20 protein-coding genes are annotated in these 21,225 nt (G+C 69.7%); 4 read left to right on the forward strand and 16 right to left on the reverse strand.

The window, feature by feature from the left end:
• The first annotated feature begins 318 nt into the window (after positions 1 to 318).
• The gene (locus EV671_RS04895) at positions 319 to 1,107 is read left to right on the forward strand and encodes an N-acyl amino acid synthase FeeM domain-containing protein (protein WP_132570177.1); all 789 of its coding nucleotides are present in this window, start codon (positions 319 to 321) and stop codon (positions 1,105 to 1,107) included.
• Here EV671_RS04895 and EV671_RS04900 read toward each other — a convergent pair.
• The 3 genes from EV671_RS04900 to EV671_RS04910 all read right to left on the reverse strand — a co-directional run bounded on the left by EV671_RS04900 (position 1,101) and on the right by EV671_RS04910 (position 6,015).
• Positions 1,101 to 4,040, reverse strand: coding sequence for a putative bifunctional diguanylate cyclase/phosphodiesterase (locus tag EV671_RS04900; RefSeq protein ID WP_132570178.1), 2,940 nt, complete (start codon positions 4,038 to 4,040; stop codon positions 1,101 to 1,103). The genes EV671_RS04895 and EV671_RS04900 overlap by 7 nt on opposite strands.
• Positions 4,041 to 4,183: 143 nt before the next feature.
• Positions 4,184 to 5,050, reverse strand: coding sequence for a tRNA glutamyl-Q(34) synthetase GluQRS (gene gluQRS, locus EV671_RS04905; protein WP_132570179.1), 867 nt, complete (start codon positions 5,048 to 5,050; stop codon positions 4,184 to 4,186).
• Positions 5,047 to 6,015: a LysR family transcriptional regulator gene (locus EV671_RS04910; RefSeq protein WP_132570180.1), complete on the reverse strand. Its 969-nt coding sequence runs from the start codon at positions 6,013 to 6,015 to the stop codon at positions 5,047 to 5,049. Before EV671_RS04910 ends, gluQRS begins: the two co-directional genes overlap by 4 nt.
• A gap of 337 nt (positions 6,016 to 6,352) precedes the next feature.
• On the opposite strand from EV671_RS04910, the gene EV671_RS04915 reads away from it, so the two are divergent.
• Both EV671_RS04915 and EV671_RS04920 read left to right on the forward strand, forming a co-directional pair.
• Complete coding sequence (locus EV671_RS04915; RefSeq protein ID WP_132570181.1) at positions 6,353 to 7,075, forward strand: pirin family protein; 723 nt, start codon at positions 6,353 to 6,355, stop codon at positions 7,073 to 7,075.
• A 33-nt stretch (positions 7,076 to 7,108) separates the two neighbouring features.
• The gene (locus tag EV671_RS04920; RefSeq protein WP_132570182.1) at positions 7,109 to 7,669 is read left to right on the forward strand and encodes a flavodoxin family protein; all 561 of its coding nucleotides are present in this window, start codon (positions 7,109 to 7,111) and stop codon (positions 7,667 to 7,669) included.
• Here EV671_RS04920 and EV671_RS04925 read toward each other — a convergent pair.
• Positions 7,666 to 8,862: a DUF1501 domain-containing protein gene (locus tag EV671_RS04925; RefSeq protein WP_132570183.1), complete on the reverse strand. Its 1,197-nt coding sequence runs from the start codon at positions 8,860 to 8,862 to the stop codon at positions 7,666 to 7,668. The two genes, EV671_RS04920 and EV671_RS04925, sit on opposite strands and share 4 nt — an antisense overlap.
• Positions 8,863 to 8,866: 4 nt before the next feature.
• The gene (locus EV671_RS04930; RefSeq protein ID WP_132570184.1) at positions 8,867 to 10,390 is read right to left on the reverse strand and encodes a DUF1800 domain-containing protein; all 1,524 of its coding nucleotides are present in this window, start codon (positions 10,388 to 10,390) and stop codon (positions 8,867 to 8,869) included.
• 135 nt (positions 10,391 to 10,525) lie between these two features.
• Here EV671_RS04930 and EV671_RS04935 point away from each other — a divergent pair, with 135 nt between their 5' ends.
• The gene (locus tag EV671_RS04935) at positions 10,526 to 11,356 is read left to right on the forward strand and encodes a type 2 periplasmic-binding domain-containing protein (protein ID WP_132570185.1); all 831 of its coding nucleotides are present in this window, start codon (positions 10,526 to 10,528) and stop codon (positions 11,354 to 11,356) included.
• Between the two features lie 20 nt (positions 11,357 to 11,376).
• Here the strand turns inward: EV671_RS04935 and EV671_RS04940 are convergent, their stop codons facing one another.
• From EV671_RS04940 to EV671_RS04990, 11 genes are all read right to left on the reverse strand, one after another.
• Complete coding sequence (locus tag EV671_RS04940) at positions 11,377 to 12,342, reverse strand: CysB family HTH-type transcriptional regulator (RefSeq protein ID WP_132570186.1); 966 nt, start codon at positions 12,340 to 12,342, stop codon at positions 11,377 to 11,379.
• 96 nt (positions 12,343 to 12,438) lie between these two features.
• On the reverse strand, positions 12,439 to 13,029 hold the full coding sequence (locus EV671_RS04945; protein ID WP_132570187.1) for an RBBP9/YdeN family alpha/beta hydrolase: 591 nt from the start codon (positions 13,027 to 13,029) through the stop codon (positions 12,439 to 12,441).
• Between the two features lie 10 nt (positions 13,030 to 13,039).
• On the reverse strand, positions 13,040 to 13,258 hold the full coding sequence (locus tag EV671_RS04950) for a TOBE domain-containing protein (RefSeq protein ID WP_132570188.1): 219 nt from the start codon (positions 13,256 to 13,258) through the stop codon (positions 13,040 to 13,042).
• A gap of 96 nt (positions 13,259 to 13,354) precedes the next feature.
• The gene (locus tag EV671_RS04955; protein WP_132570189.1) at positions 13,355 to 13,618 is read right to left on the reverse strand and encodes a hypothetical protein; all 264 of its coding nucleotides are present in this window, start codon (positions 13,616 to 13,618) and stop codon (positions 13,355 to 13,357) included.
• Positions 13,619 to 13,760: 142 nt separating this feature from the next.
• The gene (locus tag EV671_RS04960; RefSeq protein WP_132570190.1) at positions 13,761 to 14,819 is read right to left on the reverse strand and encodes a sulfate/molybdate ABC transporter ATP-binding protein; all 1,059 of its coding nucleotides are present in this window, start codon (positions 14,817 to 14,819) and stop codon (positions 13,761 to 13,763) included.
• Complete coding sequence (gene cysW, locus EV671_RS04965) at positions 14,819 to 15,694, reverse strand: sulfate ABC transporter permease subunit CysW (RefSeq protein WP_132570191.1); 876 nt, start codon at positions 15,692 to 15,694, stop codon at positions 14,819 to 14,821. The genes EV671_RS04960 and cysW overlap by 1 nt, the downstream gene beginning before the upstream one ends.
• Positions 15,691 to 16,515, reverse strand: a complete 825-nt coding sequence (cysT, locus tag EV671_RS04970) for a sulfate ABC transporter permease subunit CysT (protein WP_132570192.1) — start codon at positions 16,513 to 16,515, stop codon at positions 15,691 to 15,693. Before cysT ends, cysW begins: the two co-directional genes overlap by 4 nt.
• Complete coding sequence (locus EV671_RS04975; RefSeq protein ID WP_132570193.1) at positions 16,515 to 17,525, reverse strand: sulfate ABC transporter substrate-binding protein; 1,011 nt, start codon at positions 17,523 to 17,525, stop codon at positions 16,515 to 16,517. The genes cysT and EV671_RS04975 overlap by 1 nt, the downstream gene beginning before the upstream one ends.
• Before the next feature lie 78 nt (positions 17,526 to 17,603).
• Positions 17,604 to 19,184 carry an aldehyde dehydrogenase family protein gene (locus EV671_RS04980; RefSeq protein ID WP_132570194.1) on the reverse strand — a complete coding sequence of 527 codons (1,581 nt, stop codon included), beginning with the start codon at positions 19,182 to 19,184 and terminating at the stop codon, positions 17,604 to 17,606.
• 83 nt (positions 19,185 to 19,267) lie between these two features.
• Positions 19,268 to 20,173: a dihydrodipicolinate synthase family protein gene (locus tag EV671_RS04985; RefSeq protein ID WP_132570195.1), complete on the reverse strand. Its 906-nt coding sequence runs from the start codon at positions 20,171 to 20,173 to the stop codon at positions 19,268 to 19,270.
• A 36-nt stretch (positions 20,174 to 20,209) separates the two neighbouring features.
• Positions 20,210 to 21,154 (reverse strand): 4-hydroxyproline epimerase, encoded by a 945-nt coding sequence (locus EV671_RS04990; protein ID WP_132570196.1) that lies wholly within the window; start codon positions 21,152 to 21,154, stop codon positions 20,210 to 20,212.
• Between the last annotated feature and the right edge of the window lie 71 nt (positions 21,155 to 21,225).

Here is a 21,225-nt window from a genome sequence, read left to right on the forward strand (position 1 = left end):
CGCGCGCCTCTGCCATCGAGGCGCGGACCTCGGGCGAGGGGGCGGTGGCCGTGTCGCTGAACCTGCGCTGGTCGGTCAGGGAGCCGGCCTAGGCCATCGACGACGCGCAGATGGGCGTCCTGCCCGCGGACGGCCCCTTCCTGGCGTCGGTGCCGCGGTTGCAGGCGCAAGCCCCGATGCGCTGGCCGCCGTCGTGTACCTGCGCGCCCCGCACATGAATCCACGGTGAATTGGCGGGCTAAGAGACGGCATACCGCAGGATTGACGAACTAGGGGGGCGCCTAGCATGGCCTTGCTTTATCAACCGAGCCGCCAGCAATGACATCCAGCCGAGTCCTGCGCCCCCGCAATGTTCGCGAGGCGCGCCTGCCCTTCACCGTGAGCATCGCGTCGGCAGAGCAAATGCCGGCTGTGAGCCAACTGCGTGCCAGTGCCTATGGCCGGCATCTGCCGGCCATGGCCGAGGTGCTGGCGCAGCCGGAATCGGCCGATTCCACCTTCGGCTGCGAGGTGATCGTTGCCACGTCCAAACTGGACGGGTCGGTGCTCGGTACGCTGCGCACCCACTCCAACGTGGTGGATCCCCTGCCCCTGGAGGCCGCGGTGGACATCCAGCAGGCCTTCAATGGCGAGCGGCTGGTCGAGGCCACGCGGCTGTGCGTGGGGCATGGCACTTCGGCCTCGCTGGTGCGCAACGCGCTGTTCAAGGCCCTGTTCCTGTACGCCGAGGAGCAGAACATCGACTGGCTGGTGGCGGGTGGGCGCAGGCCGGTGGACACGATCTACGACCGGTTGCTGTTCACCGACATCCTGGAGCCCGGCGTCTACTATCCACTGCCCTACGCGGCCAATATTCCGCACCGGATCATGCGTTTGCCAGTGGCTCAGGCACAAGACCTCTGGTCGGCCCAGGGGCACCCGCTGTACAGCTTCATGATCGAAACCTTTCATCCCGACATCGATCTGAGTGGAGCCCGTGACCTTAGCGCCATCGACTGGCGCCAGGTCTGCCCTCCTTCTGCCCTGCCGGGTTTCCCGGCGGCTGCGGCCAACCCGGGATGGCGGGCTACGCCGGCACGGATCGAGCCGCTGCTCCTGAGTCAGTGAAGCATTGGTTCGGCCGCGGCGGTGCCCGGCGCCGCCTGGCGCGAGACCAGCGTCGGCCGTGACTGCAAGGAACGCACGTACTGGGCCACGTCGGCATCCTGGATGAAGTCGGCCGACGAGGACGCCGCCAGGATCTGTTCGGGCATCACGGGCTTGCTGATGGCCCAGCCCTGGGCATAGTCCACGCCCGCGTCGACCAGGGCCTTCAGGATGGGCAGGTCCTCGACGTATTCGCCGATGGACTTCATCCCCAGGTTGGCCGACAGCCCGCCCAGCGCACCCAGGATGGCCATCGCGGCCGGGTTGCTCGTCACGTCGCGCACCAGCGAGCCGTCGAGCTTGAGTGCGTCGACGGTCATGCCCTTCAGGTAGCCGAAAGAGGAATAGCCGGCACCGAAATCGTCCAGCGCCACCTTGACGCCCAGCGCGCCGGCGCGCTCGATGAAGCGCTGCATATGGGCAAGGTCGGTGAGGGCGACGGTCTCGGTGATCTCGATGCACAGGCGTTTGGCGACGTCGCCGTGGGCCTCCAGCAACGCGAACAGATCCTCGATGAAGACCACGTCGTTCAGCGAGCCGCCAGACAGGTTGACGCCGATGAACTGCGTGTTGGGCAGTCGGGCCTGGTGGGTTTCCAGCCAGGCGAGCACCGTGGAGATGACCCAGCGGTCGATGATGGCCGTCTTGCCGTGGGCTTCGGCCGCCTCGATGACGACCTGGGCCGGCAGTGTCTCGCCGCTGGGCTTGCGCATGCGGATCAGCACCTCGAAGTTGAGGCTGTCGAACGGGCGGTGCAGCGACAACTCGGGCTGCATTACCAGGAACAGGCCTTCGGGCGTGCGGTCGTGCTCCAGGCAGTTGATGAGTTCCAGCTCTTCCTTGTGGGTCTTGAAGAACTTGTCCTCGCCCGCCATGACCAGCAGGCGGTCCGTGCCCGGGCGCTTCTTGGCCATGCGGCACAGCGTGTCGGCGGCCGACACGACGGCCTTCATGCCCTGGCTGGCCAGCCACTGGGTGCTGACCAGGCCGGCGGAGACGCTCAGCGCGAACTGCTGGTTTTCGATCTTGAATGGCGCCGTGGAGATCAGCGCGCAGATGTTCTGGCAGACGATGCGGGCCTGCGCGAGTTCGGTCGTCACGAAGGCGAGCACGAATTCGTCGCCGCCGACCCGGGCCAGCAGGGCATTGGCCGGCAGCTGCGAGCGGATGCGCTCGCAGACCTGCAGGAGCACGGCGTCGCCGGCGTTGTGCCCGTAGAGGTCGTTGATCAGCTTGAAGCGGTCCAGGTCCAGATAGGCCAGCGCGGTGACGCGCTCCACGCTGCGCTCGAAGGAGCGCGTCAGGCCGCGCAGGTTCAGGCACTCGGTCAGCGGGTCGTGGTTGACCAGGAACTCGAGCCGGTTGGCGGAGCGGACGCGGTCGGTGATGTCCTGCAGCGAGCATTCGATCAGGCCGGCACGCGAGGACGAGGCGCGCAGCAGGAACCAGCGCTCGACCGACCCGCCGTAGCGGATGCGCACCTGCTGGTCGAACTGGTCGCCATCCTCGCCCAGGTTGGCCAGCGCCAGCGCGACCTGGTTTTCGAAGATCATGTTGACATCCAGCGGGCCCGCATAGTCGGCCTGCGCCAGCATGGCCCGGAAGGCCGGGTTGCAGCTCAGCACTCGCAGTTTCTCGTCCACCGAGAACAGGCCGACCGGCGAATCGTCGTAGGCGGCCTTCAGCGTGCGTTGGGCTGCCTCGCGCTGCAGGCGGTCCTGGCGCATGTGCTCGGCCAGCGCGGCCGTGGTGAACAACGCCGAGGCCAGGGCCGCAGTGACGCTGTTCAGCCCACCCAACAGAAAGCGGTAACCAGTGGCGGCCGCGACGACCTCGGTAAGGCTGGCGACCAGGGTTACCAGAGTTGAGACGACGTACCACATGGCGGTGCGCGAGTGGACCTTGCGCAGGATCAGGTAGAGCCAAGGGGTGGTCAGCACCGCGACAATGGTGGTCGCGACCCAGACAAATGGCAGGAAGTGCTCGAAGGGCAGGGCCGCGCACAGCAGCGCGATCAGGATTGCAAAGACGCGCAGCGTGGTCAGCAGCCATCCTCCACCCAGTTGCTTGAGCTCCTGTTTGAACAGCAGCCCAAGCACGGCGATCGTGCAGCAGAAATACAGCGCGACGGTCCATTGCCGAACCGGAATGAGCAGTTCAAGCGGAATCGGCACGCCGATGAAACTCAGGTCTGAACCCTCGGACAGCAGGGCCATGCGCATGCTGACGAACAGCCAGCCGACGAAGGCCCAGTAGAGCTTGTTGAGGTTGATGGCGGCGGTCAGCACCATCGAGATGGCGAGCAGGCCGAAGCCGGCCTCGATCATCGTCGCGTTGCGCTTGTGCTGGGCGTTGGCGGCGTCGGCGACGGCCTGGGTCCAGCGTTCGGCACTGATCTTGGCGGGGCCGCGGAACTCGGAGCGGCACAGCAGCGATGCATGCCGGGCCTGGGGCTCCAGCCTGACGATAAAGCCGCCCTGCAGGTTGCCGATGGCCCCGCTGGTGTCGCTGCGGCTGGCCTGGCCCAGTGGCGCGAGTGTGGCGGCGTCCCAGCAAGCCAGGTTCATGGCATGCCGGGAGGGCAGGCCCACTCCCCAGGCCGAGTCGTGATCGGGCGCGTCCGCCTCGATGCGATACCAGAAGGGGCGCGTCGACAGTTGCGTCGACACGGAGCGGGCGGTTCCGGCACCGGCCAGCAAAGCCAGCGCCTGGGCAGGCAGGGTGTCCGCGGCCGGCGCTTCGCGGGCCGCGACGGGCACTGGCTGGCCGCTCAGCGGTTCGGCCGTGCCCAGCTGCCACAGCATGACCAGGCCGACGACGACCAGCACCACCGCCGGAAAGATCCGGACGGCGAAGGCGTCGAAGATGGACTCAAGCCGGTTGAACTGGGGCATGGAGGGCGTTACGCCTGGACATGTCGGCCTCGCACCATATCGGCATGGCGGCTAACGGCCGAGCAGGTGGGCGCCGGATGGCAGGCGACAACGTGACGAATTGCGCGCAAGTCGGGGTTTCCCGAGGTAGCTGGCCGATGGTGTCAGGCCGAACCTGCCCGTACCGTCCAGGCATGGGCCCGCCACTGTCCGACGGCGGCGGCTAGCAGAGTGGTGCTGTCGTCGACCTGCAGGCCCAGGCGCTCGGCCGCCTCGCGCAGCCGTGCCATCGGGTCGCGCAGGTCCAGCGCCGCGGCGCCGTTCTGCTTGGACAGCTTGTGCCCGTCCGCGGCCAGCACCAGTGGCGTGTGCAGATAGCGCGGCGTGGGCAGGCCGAGCGCGCGTTGCAGCGCGATCTGGCGCGGCGTGTTGTCGGCCAGGTCCTCGCCGCGCACGATGTCGGTGATGCCCTGCTCGGCATCGTCGACGACGACGGCCAACTGGTAGGCCCAGAGGCCGTCGGCGCGCTTGAGCACGAAGTCGCCGACCTCGGCTGCCAGGTCCTGCGTCTGCGGCCCAAGCCGGCGGTCGGTCCAGTCGATCCGGCCATCGACCCGAAAGCGCCAGGCGCGCACCGGCCGGCCATTCGTGCCGTGGCGGCAGGTGCCCGTATAGACGAGTTCACCGTGCCTGGGACGCGGCCCCGCGGCGGCCGCGATCTCGGCGCGTGTGCAGGCACAGCCATAGGCATGGCCGCTGGCGATGAGGCGGTCCAGCGCCAGCTGGTAGAGGGCGCCGCGGCGCGACTGCCAGACGGGGCGCTCGTCGGGGTGCAGGCCTAGCGCTGCGAGCTGGCCGAGGATGACCTGATCCATGCCTGGCGGGCAGCGCGGGCCGTCGACGTCCTCGACGCGCACCAGCCATTGGCCGCCCTGGGCGCGCGCGTCCAGCCAGCTCGCCAGCGCCGCGACCAGCGAGCCGGCATGCAGAGGGCCGGTGGGCGAGGGTGCGAACCTTCCCCGATAGGTCAAAGCAGCAGCCCCTCGTGCTGTTCCACCAGCGCCTTGCAGGTCGTGTCGTTGCGCAGCTTCTCCAGCCACCAGGCCAGCGCCTTGCCGGGCGCGTGGCCGGTGTCGCGCCAGGCGTAGTACATCGTGCCGGAGCGCAGGCCTTCATAGGTGGCCTTGTGCACCAGGCGGCCGGCCTCGATGTGCCGGCGCACCATCGAGACGGGCACAGAGCCGCAGCCCAGGCCGCGCAGCAAGCCTTCAACCTTGGAGGCCAGCGAGGGCAGGGTCAGTACGTCCTGCCCAGGCAGCACGCCGATGGTGATGGGCTGCATCTGGCGCGCACTGTCGGCCACCGTGATGATGCGGTGTTCGGCGATCTGCGCCGCCGCCAGCGGCTCGGGCGCCTCGGCCAGCGGATGATGGGGCGCCACGCAGAAGGCGAACTCCATCGGCCCCAGCGGCGCGGTCTGGATGGCCGGGCTGGGCGTGCGGGCCGGCACGCCGATGGCGATGTCGGCCTGGCCGCTCAGCAGCGCCTCCCAGGTGCCGGCCAGCACCTCCACGCGCAGCTTGAGCCGGGTCGGCGGCGGGCTGCCGTCGTCGGTCTTCTCAGCGTAGAAGGCCTCCATCAAGTCGAAAAGGGCGCGGCGGGCGATGGCGTCGTCCACGGCCAGCGTCAGCTCGCTCTCCCAGCCGGTGGCGATGCGGCGCACCCGGTTGGCCACGGCGTCCAGCTCCTGCAGCAGGCGCCGCCCTTCGTGCAGCAGTTCCTGGCCGGCGCTGGTCAGCACGGCCTGGCGCGAGCTGCGGTCGAACAGCAGCACGTCCAGCGCATCCTCCAGCTGGCGCACGGAATAGGTCAACGCCGAAGGCACGCGGCCCATCTCGCGCGCGGCGGCGGCAAAGCTGCCGGTGCGGGCGATGGTGTCCATCATGGCCAGCGCCTCGGGCGTCAGTGCGCGGCGTTTTTCGTGGGAGGGCGACATCCTAGACGCGACGTTTGGGCGTGCCCGAGTGGGCTGCGATGGCGCGTGCCGGCAAGGCGCGAGGACGCTGCGGGCTCAGGCCCGCGAGGAGGAGCAACGCAGCCGGCGCACGCCAGTGCGGCGCAATCGGGCGCGCAGCGCTGCTGCCTGAGGCGATGCGTTTGCCGTGAAAGGTGTTCTGCGATGAAGGCATCAGGTGCGAGCGCTGGGAAGCGGTCAGCCGTTGTATCTAGGATTTGTTCAGTCTATTTGAATGGTGCCCTCAGCGCCGGCTGATCGATGGTGGCAGGGGCGGCTCCTACATTGGCTGCACTGACGCAAGAAAAGGAGCCCGACCATGCTGCAACTGATCAAGTCCTGCGACCGCGGCTATGCCGACCACGGCTGGCTGAAGTCCTTCCACAGCTTCTCCTTCGCCGACTACTACGACCCGGCGCGCATGGGCTTCGGGGCGCTGCGCGTCATCAACGAGGACAGGATCGCACCCGGCACGGGCTTCGGCACGCATGGCCACCGCGACATGGAGATCATCAGCTACGTGCTCTCCGGCGAGCTGGCGCACAAGGACAGCATGGGCAATGGCGAGAAGGGTGCCGCGAACGCGGGCGTCATCCGCCCCGGCGACGTGCAGCGCATGAGCGCGGGCACGGGCGTGCTGCACAGCGAGTTCAACCACGCCAAGGATGAGACCACGCATTTCCTTCAGATCTGGATCCAGCCCGATGCGCGCGGCATTGCGCCGAGCTACGAGCAGAAGCATTTCGACGCCGGCTCCAAGCGCGGCCAGTTGCGCCTGGTGGCGGCGAACGACGGTGCTGGCGGCGCGGTGACCATCCATGCCGACGCCAAGCTCTATGCCGGCCTGTTCGACGGCGCCGAGCAGGCCGAGCTCGGCCTGGCCGATGGCCGCATCGCCTATATCCACCTCGTACGCGGCGCGCTTACCGTGAACGGGCAAGACCTGACGGCGGGCGATGCCCTGCAAGTTCGCGAAACATCGCGCCTCGCCTTGACGGCCGGCAAGGATGCCGAAGTCCTGGTCTTCGACCTCGCGGCCTGAAACCTTTTCCACCCACTTCAGAGGAAATCCTCCATGAGCAAGATCGTCGTTCTCTATCACTCCGGTTACGGTCACACCAAGAAGGTCGCCGAGGCCGTTGCCGGCGCCGCTGGCGCGCAGTTGATGCCCGTCGATGCCGAGGGCAATATCTCCGAGGCCGACTGGGCGGCGCTGGCCGCGGCCGACGCCATCATCTTCGGCACGCCGACCTATATGGGCGGCCCGAGCTGGCAGTTCAAGAAGGTGGCCGACGCCAGCAGCAAGCCCTGGTACAGCCAGGTCTGGAAGGACAAGATCGCGGCCGGCTTCACGAACTCGGCCACGCTCAACGGCGACAAGCAGGGCACGATGCAGTACCTGCACACGCTGAGCCAGCAGCACAGCATGATCTGGGTGGGCACCGGCATCAAGGCGCCCAACCACAAGGCCGCCACGCGCGACGATGTCAACAATCTGGGCGGCTATGCCGGCCTGATCACGCAGACGCCCAGCGACGCCTCGGCCGAGGAAATGGTGCCCGGCGACATCGCAACGGCCAAGGCCTTCGGCGAGCGCGTGAAGGCGGTCGTCGACCGCTGGGCCCGGTCGGCCTAAACCAAGCCGATATCGCGCGAGCTGGCCCCAGGGAAGACCGTGGCCAGTTGCGCGTCGTTCAGGCCGTAGATGCGCTTGAACAAACCGCCGAACAGCGCGCGGTATTCGTTGAGCACCGGCCAGTCACGGTTCTGGAACAGCGTGGCGGCCTTGACCTCCACCTGTTCGCCGGCGATGCGCCCGCCCTTCACGCCGCCGCCCAGCACCCAGTAGGCGCTGCCGTGGCCATGGTCGGTGCCGCGGTTGCCGTTCTCGCGGAAGGTGCGGCCGAACTCGCTGACGACGACGACGACGGTGTTGGCCCACTGCGGCCCCATCTCGTCGGCGAACAGCGCCAGACCCTTGCCCAGCTCACCGAGCTTGGTCGCAAGCTGGCCGTTGGCGCCGCCTTCGCCGACATGCGTGTCCCAGCCGCCGATGTCGATGAAGCCCAGCGTCACGCGTTCGCGCATCAGCCGCGCGACGCGCCGCGCCTCCAGCGCGAAGCCCTTGGCCGCGATGGCGTTGCGGCTGGCGGCCTCCATCTCGCCGGCCATCTCGCGGCTGACCTCGTCGCGCACCTCGAAGCCGCCGCTGACCGTGCCGGCCAGCTTGGTTCCGGCATACATGGCGGCGATGGTCTGCGCCTGGCTCGCGCTGATGGCCGGCTTGCCCAGGTCGCGCAGCGCCTGGTTGGCCACCGGCAGGCTGCCGCGCAGGATCAGCGGCACCTGGTCGGTGAAGGCCATCGCCTCCAGATGCGAGCTGCCGGCCGAGCCCGCGCCCAGCACGCCGGCCAGGCGGTTCATGAAGCCGCTGCGGAAGTCCCTCGAAGCATCGTCGGGCTGGCCCAGCTCGATGTGGTCCTGGGTCTCGAAATGGCTGCGTGTCGTGTCGTGCGTGCCGGCAAAGGGTACGAAGGCGGCCTGGCCCTTGAGCCACAGCGGGTGGATGCTGTCCGCCAGGGCCGGCGCCAGGCCCCAGGCGGCGTCCAGCGGCAGGGCTTGGGCCTTGGCGATGGCGATGTTGGGCCGGGCCTCGTAGTAGAAGCTCGACGCCGTGGGCACCAGCAGGTTGGCCGCGTCATAGGCGCCGCGCAGGAAGACGACGAGCACGCGCGGCGTCTCGGGCCAGGGCGCGGGCACGGCGGCCCAGAGTTGCATCGGCGGTGCGGCGGCGCCCAGGCCGAGCTGGAGCAGGTTGCGGCGTTTCATCGGTTCACCTGTTCATCAGTTCCGGAGAGGCGAGCAGGAAGGTGTTCCATTCCTGCGGCGATGCGGCCTGGCCCAGGGCCTGCTTCGTGGCGGCGGCCAGGCGCGGCGCGATGCCGTCGTAATAGAGCGGGTTGGCCAGCTGCGGGAAGGCGGGGCGATCCTGCTTCTCGCCTTCGATCTTGAACAGGCCGGCGCTGCCGCTGCCGATCGCGCGGGCGATCTCGAAGCGCGTCGTCATCTGGCCCGGGCCGGCCCAGGCGTTCTCGTCCAGCGGGTAGCCATCGGGCGTCTGGCGGTTGTAGGGCGCCTGGCCGAGACGGTAGAGCCAGCCGATCATCGGGCCCGTGTTCAGCACCACCTTGTCGGCATAGGCCAGCCGAACGGCCGAGACGACGTAGTGGGTCGGGTCCTTGAACTTGTGGCCGAGAGAGGCCTCGAACTCGGGCGAGGCGACCATGGTGCGCATCACCTCGACGATGCGGCCGTCGGTCTGCAGCCAGCGCGCGGCCATGCGCTCCACCAGGGCCGGCGGCGGCTCGTCGGCGACGAAATACTGGGCCAGCTGGCGCGACACGAAGCGTGCCGTGCTCGGGTGGCGGGCCAGCAGGTCCAGCACCTGGTCCAGCTCCGCATAGCCGCGGCCCTTCACGCTGATGCCGAGCAGTTGCTTGTCCCCGAAATCATGGCGCGCGGGGTTGAACTCCATCAACCCGTCGCGCCGGTACAGCGCCTCCTGCGCCGGCTTGAGTTTCGGGCGGTTGTCCGTCAGGTTCACGCCCAGCCCGGTCAGCACGCGGGCCAGCTCCTGCACGTCGCGCTGGCTGTAGCCGCCGTTGATGCCCAGCGTGTGCAGCTCCAGCAGCTCGCGGGCGTAGTTCTCGTTGATGTGGTTGGCGGCGTTCTGCTCGTTGTCGAGGTAGCGCAGCATGGCCGGATGGTGGGCCGTATAGCCCAGCAGGTCGCGAAACCTGCCGAGGGCCCGTTCCCGCAGGCCCTGCTCGTAGTCGCCCACCATCACGCGCAGGTTGGCCTTGTACTGGTGCACGTTGAAGTGGTTGAACCAGAACCAGGCCAGCTGCTCCTGCACCTGGTTGGGCGAGTAGAGCGCGTTCAGCAGCGCGCGTGCGGAGGCCTCGCGGGCCAGCTTGCTCAGCGCCTGCTGGTAGTCCTTCTGCGCGGCGGCCTTGGCCGTGTCGTCGGCCTGCGCGTCGGCGGCCTTGCGCTGGGCCTCCAGCGACTGCACCAGCGGCACCAGGGCCTGCTGGCTGACGCCCAGCGCCTGGATCTGCGCCTGCGCGGCCTCGGGCAGGCGGGCGGGCGTGGGCGGTGCGAGCTGGGCATCCAGCCACGCGGTGCGGCCCTGGGCACGCACCGCGGCCAGGTCGGAGGCGCTGGCGCCCCAGCTCAGGCGGTCCAGCCAGAGCGTGTCGGCCGCGGCGCTGGTTGGCACCCTGGGTGGCGGCGGGCTGGCACAGCCGGCGGCCAAGACGAGGGCGCCAGCCCAGAACAGCAGATGGGGTTTCACCATGAGGCCTCGCGTCGGTGTTCGGCGTTCAACGCTCGTCCGCGGGCATCGTTGACCCCGGACGGCTTTGCGCAAGCTTGTGATCGGTCCGCATGATCGTGCCTTGTTGTCCATCGAAATTGACGTTAAGGTTTCTGCATGCAAAGCAGACTCCGAATCCCGCGCCGGATCGGGCGGATGCTGGCGCTGGCTTGCGCCGCAGGGCTGTGGGTTTCGGGCGCGGTGGCTGGCTGCTCGCGTGTGATCGAGGTGCCGGTCTCCCCCGCGGGCCGGCTGGTGATCGTCGAGGACGAGCGCGTCGAAGGTGTGCTGCCGGAACTGCTGCGCGAGCAGGGCGCGCTGATCGGCTGCCAGTTCCGCTTCCGCGTCGTGCCACGGGCGCGCGCCGCGCAGGCGGTGTTCAAGTCGCAGATGGGCGACATCTACCTGCCGGCCATGCGCCAGCCCGAACGCGATGCCACCCATCTATTCCTGGCGCTCATCCACCAGAGCCTGGCGGTGGCGACCGAGCGTGCACATGCACCGGTGCCGGCGGACCTCAATAAGCTGCTGGCCGACAAGGGGCTGCGCGGCATCTTCGTGCGCGGCTATTACTTCGGAGCCGCCTACGGCGACTTCGTCGAGCGGCTGCTGGCCGACAAGCGCGCCGACATCGTGCCGGACATCGAGGCCGTGAGCCGCATGCTGCACGCCGGGCGGGCCGACTTCACGCTGCTGCCCTTTGTGACCGGCCAGGGTGCGCTGGACCTGTCACCGCGCACACCCTTGTCGCAGACGGCCTTCCGCATCGAGGCCCTGGAAGCCGAGCCGCTGATGGAGAACGGGGTCTACCTGTCCCGGCGCAATCTCGAGGCGGCCGATCTGGTGCTGCTGACGCAGATGTTCGAGCGGGCGCAGGCCGAGGGCGCCGTCCGTCGCGCCTATCTGCGCCACTATCCCGCGGAACTGGTCGAGCGCCTGCGCTTCTGAGGCGGCTGCGCTGGCCGGGCTCAGGCGGCCTTGCGCCAGGCCTGGTCCGATTCGTCTTCGGGTGCCTGATGGCGGGCCGCGTCGACCACATCGCGGCCCAGCGGCGAGGCGAAGGTCTGGATGAACTCGTAGACATAGTCGCGCAGGAAGGCGCCGCGGCGCACCGCCAGGCGCGTCATGTTGTCCGCGAACAGATGGCGGGCGTCGAGGGCGCGCAGGTGGCGGTCGCGCTCCTCGTCGAAGGCGATGGCCGCGACGATGCCCACGCCCAGGCCCAGTTCCACATAGGTCTTGATGACGTCGGCGTCCATCGCGCTGAGCACGATCTGGGGCGTCAGCCGAGCCGCGGCGAAGGCCTCGTCGATGTGGGAGCGGCCGGTGTAGCCGGGCTCGTAGGTGACGATGGGGAACTGGGCCAGGCGCGCCAGCGTCAGCGGCTCGCGGCTGCTGGCCAGCGGGTGATCGGGCGGCACGACGACGGCATGCGTCCAGCGGTAGCAGGGCAGGGCGACCAGCTCGGGATATTGGGCCAGCGCCTCGGTCGCGATGCCCACGTCGGCCTCGCCGTCGAGCAGCAGGCGCGCGATCTGCTGCGGCGAGCCCTGCTGCAGGTGCAGGCTCACGTCGGGGTGATGGGCGCGGAAGTCGCGCACGGCCGGCGGCAGCGCATAGCGGGCCTGGCTGTGCGTGGCGGCGATGCGCAGCCGGCCGCTGCCGGCGCTGGCGAAGTCGTCGGCCGCGCGCTTCAGGTTCTCGGCCTCCAGCAGCAGGCGTTCGATGACGGGCAGCACCTGCGCGCCCGGCTCGGTCAGGCCCGTGAGGCGCTTGCCGACGCGCACGAAGAGCTCGATGCCGAGTTCTTCTTCAAGTTCGCGGATCTGGCGGCTGACGCCGGGCTGGGAGGTGTGCAGGGCCTGGGCCACCTCGGTCAGGTTGAAGCCGCGGCGCTGGGCCTCGCGGACGGAGCGGAGCTGCTGGAAGTTCATGCGCGGCGATTCTGCGAACGGCGCGGCCGTTTGTCGTCGAACCATTCGCCATATCGTTATGCGTTCGGCAGATCTGGCCTCGAAGCGGACGCCGGGTCAGGTCGCGAACCCCCACTCGCTGAACTCCGCATGGCGCGGCCTTGCCTCGGCCGCGGCGCGCGCACGCGCGGCCTCCACCCAGCTCTTGGCCAGCGGAAACGGCCCGAAGCCGGCCTCGGCATTGATGTGGCCGACGTTGCCCAGGTTGCTGTAGCTCGCGCCCCAGCGGTGGGCCCAGCGCGCGGCGCTGGCGGCGCTCATCCACGGGTCGGTGCTGCTGGCGATGAGACGCGAGCGACGCGGCAGGCGCTGGTGGGGCAGGGCCTCTGCGATACCGAACTTGTCGGGCTCGGCCGGCGCGACGAACAGCGCCTCGCGGATGGGCGAACCGGGCCGGTCGGCCAGGTGGCGGGCCAGAGCCAGGCAGCCGAAGCTGTGCGCCACGGCCAGCCATTCGCCGCCGTCGCCGGCCACCTCCAGCGTGCGCTGGATGCGCTCGGCCCAGCGCTCCAGCTCGGGGCGGCTCGGGTCGCGCTGGGTGACGCGGCGGGCGTCGCGGTACTGGCCCTGCAGCCAGGTCTGCCAATGGGCCGGGCCGCTGTCGTGCAGGCCCGGGATGATGAGGACGCGCGGCGACTGGTAAGCCATGGCCGGCGCCTCAGAGCGTCGCGATGGACACTTCGGTCGACTTGACGAGGGCGACGACCTCTCGGCCGACCTCCAGGCCGAGGTCCTTGACCGAGCGCGTCGTGATGACGGAGGTGACGACGTCGCCGCTGCGCGTGACGACATCGACCTCGGACACGACCGGCCCTTCGACGATGTCCTTGATCGTGCCGCGGAACTGGTTGCGGACGTTGATGGCGGTGATGCTCATGAAGGCTCCAGCAAGAGGTGATGTGGAGCCAGTGTGCTCAGCCCGCCCGCGGCGGGGAAGGAAGCAATCCTCAGCAGCGCATGCGCGCGCCGAATATCAGTGCCGCCGCGGTTTGGGTTTGGCGGCGGCGGCGGGAGTGCGCAGGGCCTGGCAGTCGATGACGAGCCCATCGGGCGTGGGGTTGTCGATGCAGGCTTCGTAGCCGGCGTTGGCGCGCTGGGCCGGCCCGGCAGCGGGCGGGTCGAAGCGCAAGGGCGCCTGCTTGTGCGCCTTGGGGGCGGCGACAGCCGGCTGAAGCATGGCGCCGAGGCCGAGCAGCAAGGCGGCGGCGCGCAGCCGCGAAGTGGCGAAACCGGGCATGGGCATCTCCCTGCCGGCTTTTTCTTCGGTGGCGGCCCGTGCCGGCGGCGGGCGCCAATGGCGCAAGCCTAGGTGAGGCCGTCGCGGCTTGCCGGCCGGCCTCATCAGTGTTGATGAGACCGCTTGACATGAAAGTTAGGGGTCAGATGCCAGCGCCGGCCTCGAACAGGCTGAGCCGCTGAGCGCTGAGCTTCACGCGCTGGCCACTGTGCAGGCGCAGCGCCTCGGCCTGGTCGCGCGTCAGCTCGGCCTCGAGGGGCTGGCCGTCGGGGCCGATGAGTTCGACGCGGGCACTGGCACCAAAGGCCAGCACGCGCTCCACCGTGGCCGCGAGGCCGGGGGCGGCCTCGTCGGTCTGGATCTGCAGCTCGTGCGGCCGGGCGTAGGCCAGCACCTCGCCGCCGCCGTGGGCACCGTCGTGCGGCAGCTGGTGCTCGCCCATGTGCAGCACGCCGCCGTGGGCGCGGCCGACGAAGCGGTTGGCCGCACCGAGGAAGCCGTAGACGAAGGGCGTGGCCGGGCGCTCGTAGACCTCCAGCGGCGTGCCGACCTGCTCGACGCGGCCGTGGTCCATCAGCACGATGCGGTCGGCCACCTCCAGAGCCTCGTCCTGGTCATGGGTGACGAAGATGCTGGTGATGTGCAGCTCGTCGTGCAGGCGGCGCAGCCAGCGTCGCAGCTCCTTGCGCACCTTGGCGTCGAGTGCGCCGAAGGGCTCGTCCAGCAGCAGCACGCGCGGCTCCACGGCCAGGGCGCGGGCCAGCGCGATGCGCTGGCGCTGGCCGCCGCTGAGCTGGGGCGGGTAGCGCTCGGCCAGCCAGTCCAGCTGCACGAGCTGCAGCAGCTCGGTGACGCGTTTCTTGATCTCGGCTTCGCTCGGCCTGTGCTTGCGCGGCTTCACGCGCAGGCCGAAGGCGACGTTGTCGAACACCGTCATGTGACGGAACAGCGCGTAGTGCTGGAAGACGAAGCCGACCTGGCGCTCGCGCACATGGGTGTCGGAGGCATCCTGGCCGTCCAGCAGCACGCGGCCGCTGTCGGCCTGTTCCAGCCCGGCGATGACGCGCAGCAGCGTGGTCTTGCCGCAGCCCGAGGGGCCGAGCAGGGCCACCAGTTCGCCGCTGGGAAAGTCCAGCGACACGTCGCCCAGCGCGGTGAAGCCGCCGAAGCTCTTGTGGATGTTTTGGACCTGGATTCCCATCACGCTTCCTTGGCCGACTGGCTGGCACGCCACTCGATGAATTGCTTGATCACCAGTGTCACCAGCGCCAGCAGCGCGAGGATGGACGCGACCGCAAAGGCCGCGGCGAACTGGTATTCGTTGTAGAGGATCTCGACCTGCAGCGGCAGCGTGTTGGTGAGGCCGCGCACGTGGCCGGACACGACGGACACCGCGCCGAACTCGCCCATCGCGCGCGCATTGCACAGGATGACGCCGTAGAGCAGACCCCACTTGATGTTGGGCAGGGTCACGCGGCAAAAGGTCTGCCAGCCGCTGGCGCCGAGCACGGTGGCGGCCTCCTCCTCGTCGCGGCCCTGGGCCTGCATCAGCGGGATCAGCTCGCGGGCGATGAAGGGGAAGGTCACGAACACGGTGGCCAGCACGATGCCTGGCACGGCGAAGACGATCTTCAGGTCGTGGTCCTGCAGCCAGGGCCCGAGCCAGCCCTGGGCGCCGAACAGCAGCACATACATCAGGCCCGCGACGACGGGCGAGACCGAGAAGGGCAGGTCGATGAAGGTGATGAGCAGCTGCTTGGCCGCAAAGTCGTGCTTGGCAATGAGCCAGGCCGCGCTGACGCCGAACACCAGGTTCAGCGGCACGGCGATGGCGGCGGCCAGCAGCGTGAGCTTGAGGGCCGACAGCGTCTCCGCGTCGGCCAGCGACGCGAAATAGACCTCCCAGCCCTTGCGCAGCGCCTCGGTGAAGACGGCGACCAGCGGCAGCAGCAGGAAGAGGCCGAAGAAGCCCAGGCCCAGGGCCAGCAGCAGCCAGCGCACCGCGCGGCTTTCGCGCGTGGCGGGGTTGGCCTGGTAGTTCGGGCGGCTGCGGGAGATCGACAGCGCCGTACTCAACGGACACCTCGCCTGGAACTCCAGCCCTGCAGCAGGTTGATGGCCAGCAGCAGCACGAAGCTGAAGACCAGCATGACGACGGCGATGGCTGTGGCGCCGACGTAGTCGTACTGCTCGAGCTTGGAGATGATCATCAGCGGCGTGATCTCGCTGACCAGCGGGATGTTGCCGGCGATGAAGATGACAGAGCCGTACTCGCCGACGGCGCGCGCGAAGGCCAGCGCGAAGCCGGTCAGCAGGGCCGGCAGCAGCGTGGGCAGCACGACGAAGCGGAAGGTCGTCCAGCGCTGCGCGCCGAGGGAGGCGGCCGCTTCTTCCAGCTCGGTCTCCATGTCCTCCAGCACCGGTTGCACCGTGCGGACGATGAAGGGCAGGCCGATGAAGATCAGCGCCAGCAGCACGCCCAGCGGCGTGAAGGCGATCTTGATGTCGTGCGGGGCGAGCAGCGCGCCGAGCCAGCCGTTGGGTGCATACAGCGCCGTCAGCGCGATGCCGGCCACGGCCGTGGGCAGGGCGAAGGGCAGGTCGATCAACGCGTCGACCAGCTTGCGGCCGGGGAAGTCGTAGCGCACCAGGCACCAGGCCAGGATGAGGCCGAACACGAGGTTGATGCCCGCGGCCAGCAGCGAGGCGCCGAAGCTCAGCCGGTAGGACGCCAGCACCCGCGGCGACGTGGCCGCGGCCCAGAAAGCGTCGAAGCCATGGCCGGCGGACTTGATGAAGACCGCGGCCAGCGGGATCAGCACCAGCAGCGACAGGTAGAACAGCGTGAAGCCCAGTGTGGGCGCGAAGCCAGGAAGGACCCTTCGACGAATCGGCATCAGCGCTTGATCCCGGCCACGATCTGGTCGTAAATGCCGCCGTCCGCGAAATGGGTCTTGCTGACCCTGGCCCAGCCGCCCAGCGTCTTGTCGACCGTGAACAGCCTGATGTTGGCGAAGCGTGCGGCGTGCTTCTTGAACACGGCCGGGTCGCGCGGGCGAAAGTTGTTCTTCGCGATGATTTCCTGGGCCTCGGGGCTCCAGTGGAAGTCGAGGTAGGCCTTGGCCAGCGCGGCCGTGCCGTGCCTGTTGGCGACCTTGTCGACCAGGGCCACGGGCGCCTCGGTCTCGATGGAGATGCTGGGGTTGACCTGCTCGAACTGGCCCTTGCCGAACTCGTTCTCGATCAGCTCGACCTCGCCCTCGAAGGTGACCAGCACGTCGCCGATGCCCCGCTGCGTGAAGGTGGTGGTGGCGCCGCGGCCGCCGCCGTCCAGCACCGGCACGTTGGCGAAGATCTTGCCGACCAGTTCGCGGGCCTGGGCCTCGCTGCCGCCGCTGGCGATGACGCTGCCCCAGGCGGCCAGATAGCCGTAGCGGCCGTTGCCGGTGACCTTGGGGTTGGGGATGATGACCTGCACGCCGGGGCGGGCCAGGTCGCTCCAGTCCTTGATGCCCTTGGGGTTGCCCTTGCGCACAAGGAAGAGCATCGTCGACGAATAGGGCGCCGCGCCATTCGGGAAGCGGTTGCGCCAGTCGGTGCCCGTGAGGCCGGCGCTGGCGAGCTGGTCCACGTCGGTGGCCTGGTTCATCGTGACGACGTCGGCCTCCAGGCCGCCGATGACGGCGCCGATCTGCTTGCTGGAGCCGCCGTGGCTCTGGTTGACCGTGACCGGCTGGCCCTTGGCCTTCTGCGCGGCGACGAACGCCGGGTTGATCTGTTTGTAGAGCTCGCGGGCGACGTCGTAGGAGACGTTCAGCAGCGCCGGGTCGGCGGCCAGCGCGGGCAGGGCGGTGGCCGAGGCGATCAGGGCCAGCAGGGCGCGGCGGCGGGGCAGGGAGAAGGGCATGGCGGGGCCGTCGGATGAACGAAAGCCGCGAGGGTGCCCAAACTCCCTTATTCGAGGAACGACAGTTTTCTTATTTCCTTATGCGAGAGCCCGCTCGGTCCAGAGCCCGTCCACGCAGCGTTGCACGCCGGCCGGGTTGGCGTCGCGCAGCTCGATGGGCAGGCGGTCGTCGCGCAGGTTGTCATAACTCTGCAGTTGCGCGAAGCGGCGGATGGCGCCTGGCATGCCCACCGCGCTGAAGCCGGCGTGGCTGGTGCTAGGGTAGGGGCCGCCATGCTGCTGGGCCGCGCTGACGGAGACGCCGGTGGGCCATTTGTCGGCAATGAGGCGGCCCACGCGCGGGCGCAGGGCCGCGGCGACGGCTGCCCAAGCCGCGTCGTCGCTGCCGTCCGCGGCGGCGTGCAGCGTGCCGGTCAGGTTGCCGTCGAAGCTGCGGGCCAGCGCCACCGCTTCGTCCGTGCCGCTGAACCGCACCAGCAGCGAGACGGGGCCGAAGGCCTCCTGCTGCAGGGCGCCCGCCCGGGCGAGGAAGCTGGCGGCGTCCACCTCCAGCAGCGTGGGCGCGTAGCGCGAGCCGGGGCCGGCCGTGTCGGCCGCGCCGCCGGCCACGCGCGCACCGGCGCCGCGCAGCGCCTGCACGGCGTTGGCGAGATGGCCCTGCACGCCGGCCGAGAACAGCACCATGGGCGCGGCGGCGGCGAACTTCTGCGCGGCCTGGGCGACGAAGGCGTCGCCGTCTGCACCCGTGGGCACCAGCACGATGCCGGGGTTGGTGCAGAACTGGCCGCTGCCGAGCGTGCAGGAGGCGAAGAAGTCCTGGGCCAGTGCCGCGCCGCGCTCGCGCAGCGCGCCGGGCAGCAGGAAGACCGGGTTCACGCTGGACATCTCGGCATAGATCGGGATGCCCGAGGCGTCGGCCGCCGCCTTCAGTGCCAGGCCGGCGCCGCGGCTGCCGGTGAAGCCGATCGCGCCGATGCGCCGGTCGCCGGCCAGGCGCAGCCCGAGCGCCGGCTCCACGTCGTAGAACATCTGCACGGTTGCGGCCGGCAGGCCGCTGGCCAGGGCGGCGACGTGGGCCAGTTCGGCGAGCCGCCGGCTCGTGGCCGGGTGCGAGGGATGGGCCTTGGCGATGACAGGGTTGCGCGCCGCGATGGCCGAGGCGAAGTCGCTGCCGGCCACCGCATTGAAGGCGAGCGGGAAGTTGTTGGGCCCGAGCACCAGCACCGGCTTGTGCAGCGGCGCGAAATGCGAGCGCAGGCCGGCCCGGGTGTCGATGACGGGATGGGTCCAGGCGTGGCTGCGCACGGCCTGCGCGGCCTGGCGCAGCTGGCCGGTGGTGCGCGGCAGCTCGACGTCGGCCAGGCGCGGCGCGACCGGCAGCGCGGTTTCCTCGTGCGCGCCGGCGACCAGCGCGTCCTTGGCGGCGTCGATGGCGTCGGCGTAGGCCTCCAGGAAGGCGGCGATGCGTTCGGGCGGCGTGGCCGCCAGCGCGTCGGCGGCCTGGGCGGCGGCGGCCACCATCTGCTCGATGTCGGCCGCGCCGGAGCGCGGGAAGGCCGGGGCCAAGGCTTCGCCGTTGGCCGGGTTTACGGCGCGGAACTGGCCGAAGGGCGTGCCGGCTTGCCAGCGGCCGGCCAGCAGGATGGGTTCTGTCGTCATGGGTGTTTTCAGCTTGGCTTGAAGTGGAAAAGCCCCCGGCGCGGTAGCGCGAGGGGCTGGTGCTGTCCGGCCGCGGGGCCGGGTCAGAGCGTGGGGCGGGTCTGGATCGCGTGGTCGATCTGGCGCAGCGCCTCGGCGCGCTCGGCGCCCTCGACGACATAGCGCGGCGCGCGCACGCGCTCGCTGCCCTTGCCCACGCGCTCCTGCATCAGCTTGATGAGCTGCACGAACTTCGGCACCGTGTCCATGCGCAGCAGCGGCAGATGCCAGGCGTAGAGGGGCATCGCGGCGTTCGTGCCCTTTTTGAGCGCGACGTTGAACAGCGCGACCGACTCGGCCGGGAAGGCGTTGACGACGCCGGCGATCCAGCCGGTCGCTCCCATCGCGATGCCTTCGACGATGGCGTCGTCCATGCCCACCATCAGGACCAGGCGGTCGCCGATCAGCGCGCGGATGCCGGCGAAGCGGCGGATGTCGCCGGACGATTCCTTCACCGCCTGCAGCAGCGGGAACTCGGCCGCCAGCTCGGCGATCTGCTCGGGCTTGAAGTCGGTCTTGTAGGCGGGCGGGTTGTTGTAGAGCAGGGTCGGCAGCGCGGTGGCGCGCAGCACGGCCTTGATGTGGCCGCCCATCTCGTGCCAGTCGGTCGAGTAGACATAGGGCGGCAGCACCATGAGGCCATGGGCGCCGAGACCCTCGCATTCGCGGGCCAGGCGGACGGCTTCGTCGGTGGACAGCGCGGCGATGCCCGGGATGACCGCGGCGCGGCGGCCGATGGCCTGCACCAGCGTCTTCACGATGGCCAGCTTCTCGTCGAAGGACAGCGTGGCGCCTTCGCCCAGCGAGCCCAGCGGCACGATGCCGGTGCAGCCGGCGTCGATCATCTCGATGGCATGGCGGGCGAGGAAGTCGTGGTCGACGCTGCCGTCGGTCTTGAAGGGCGTGGTGATGGCCGGCACGACGCCGCGCCAGAAGTTGGCTTTGCTCATGGTGGTGGGGTGGGAGAGAAAGGGGAAAAAACGAATTCAGCGGGCGACGATGCCCCAGGCGAAGGGGTCGTCGCCCTCGATCAGCAGCCGGCCTTCGCCCGAGAGATGGGCGCGGCCGGTGATGCGCGGCCGGACACGGCCGTTCTCGGCGAGCGTGTAGCTGCCCTCGAACAGGCTGCCGATGAGGCTTTCCATGCGGAAGACCTCGCCCGGCGCCAGCCTGCCGTCCGCGGCCAGGCAGGCGAGCTTGGCCGACAGGCCGGTGCCGCAGGGCGAGCGGTCATAGGCCAGGCCGGGGCACAGCACGAAGTTGCGTGCGTCGTGGGCCAGGTCGACGGGCGCGGCGTTGAGCTCGATGTGGTCGATCTCGGCGCCGTTCGCACCTGTGATGCCGGCCGCCGTCAGCGCGTCGCGGATGGCGGCGGTGTAGGTGGTCAGCTCGCGCCAGTGGGCATAGCCCAGCGGCAGCGGGCAGTCGTTGCTGATGAAGAACCAGTTGCCGCCCCAGGCCACGTCGCCGCGCACGCGGCCGTGGCCCGGCACGTCCACCTCGACGCCCGCCGCATGCCGGTAGCTGTCGACATTGGCGATGCTGACCCGGCCGTCGGCGTGCAGCTCGGCGCTCACCGTGCCGACCGGCGTGTCGATGGCATGCACGCCGGGGGTGATGCGGCCAAGGTGGGCCAGCGTGCGCACGAGGCCGATGGTGCCGTGGCCGCACATGCCCAGGGCGCCGACGTTGTTGAAGAAGATCACCGACGCGACCGAACCTGCGTTCTCGGGCGGCAGCAGCAGCGCGCCCACCATGGTGTCGGAGCCGCGCGGCTCGCAGGCGATGGCGCTGCGCCAGCGGTCGTGCTCGCGCAGCAGCGCGGCGCGGCGCTCGGCCAGGCTGCCGTGGTCCATGCCGGGCAGGGGCGACAACACCACACGGGTCGGTTCGCCGCCGGTGTGGGAGTCGATGTAGTCGATCTGATGCATGGCGGGCAGCATCGCGCCAAAGCCCGGCGGCGTCTAGCCGGGATCGCGCCATGCACATGCGGAAGTCGGCA

Source organism: Roseateles saccharophilus, from assembly GCF_004342485.1.
GTDB classification, from domain to species: Bacteria; Pseudomonadota; Gammaproteobacteria; order Burkholderiales; family Burkholderiaceae_C; genus Pelomonas; species Pelomonas saccharophila.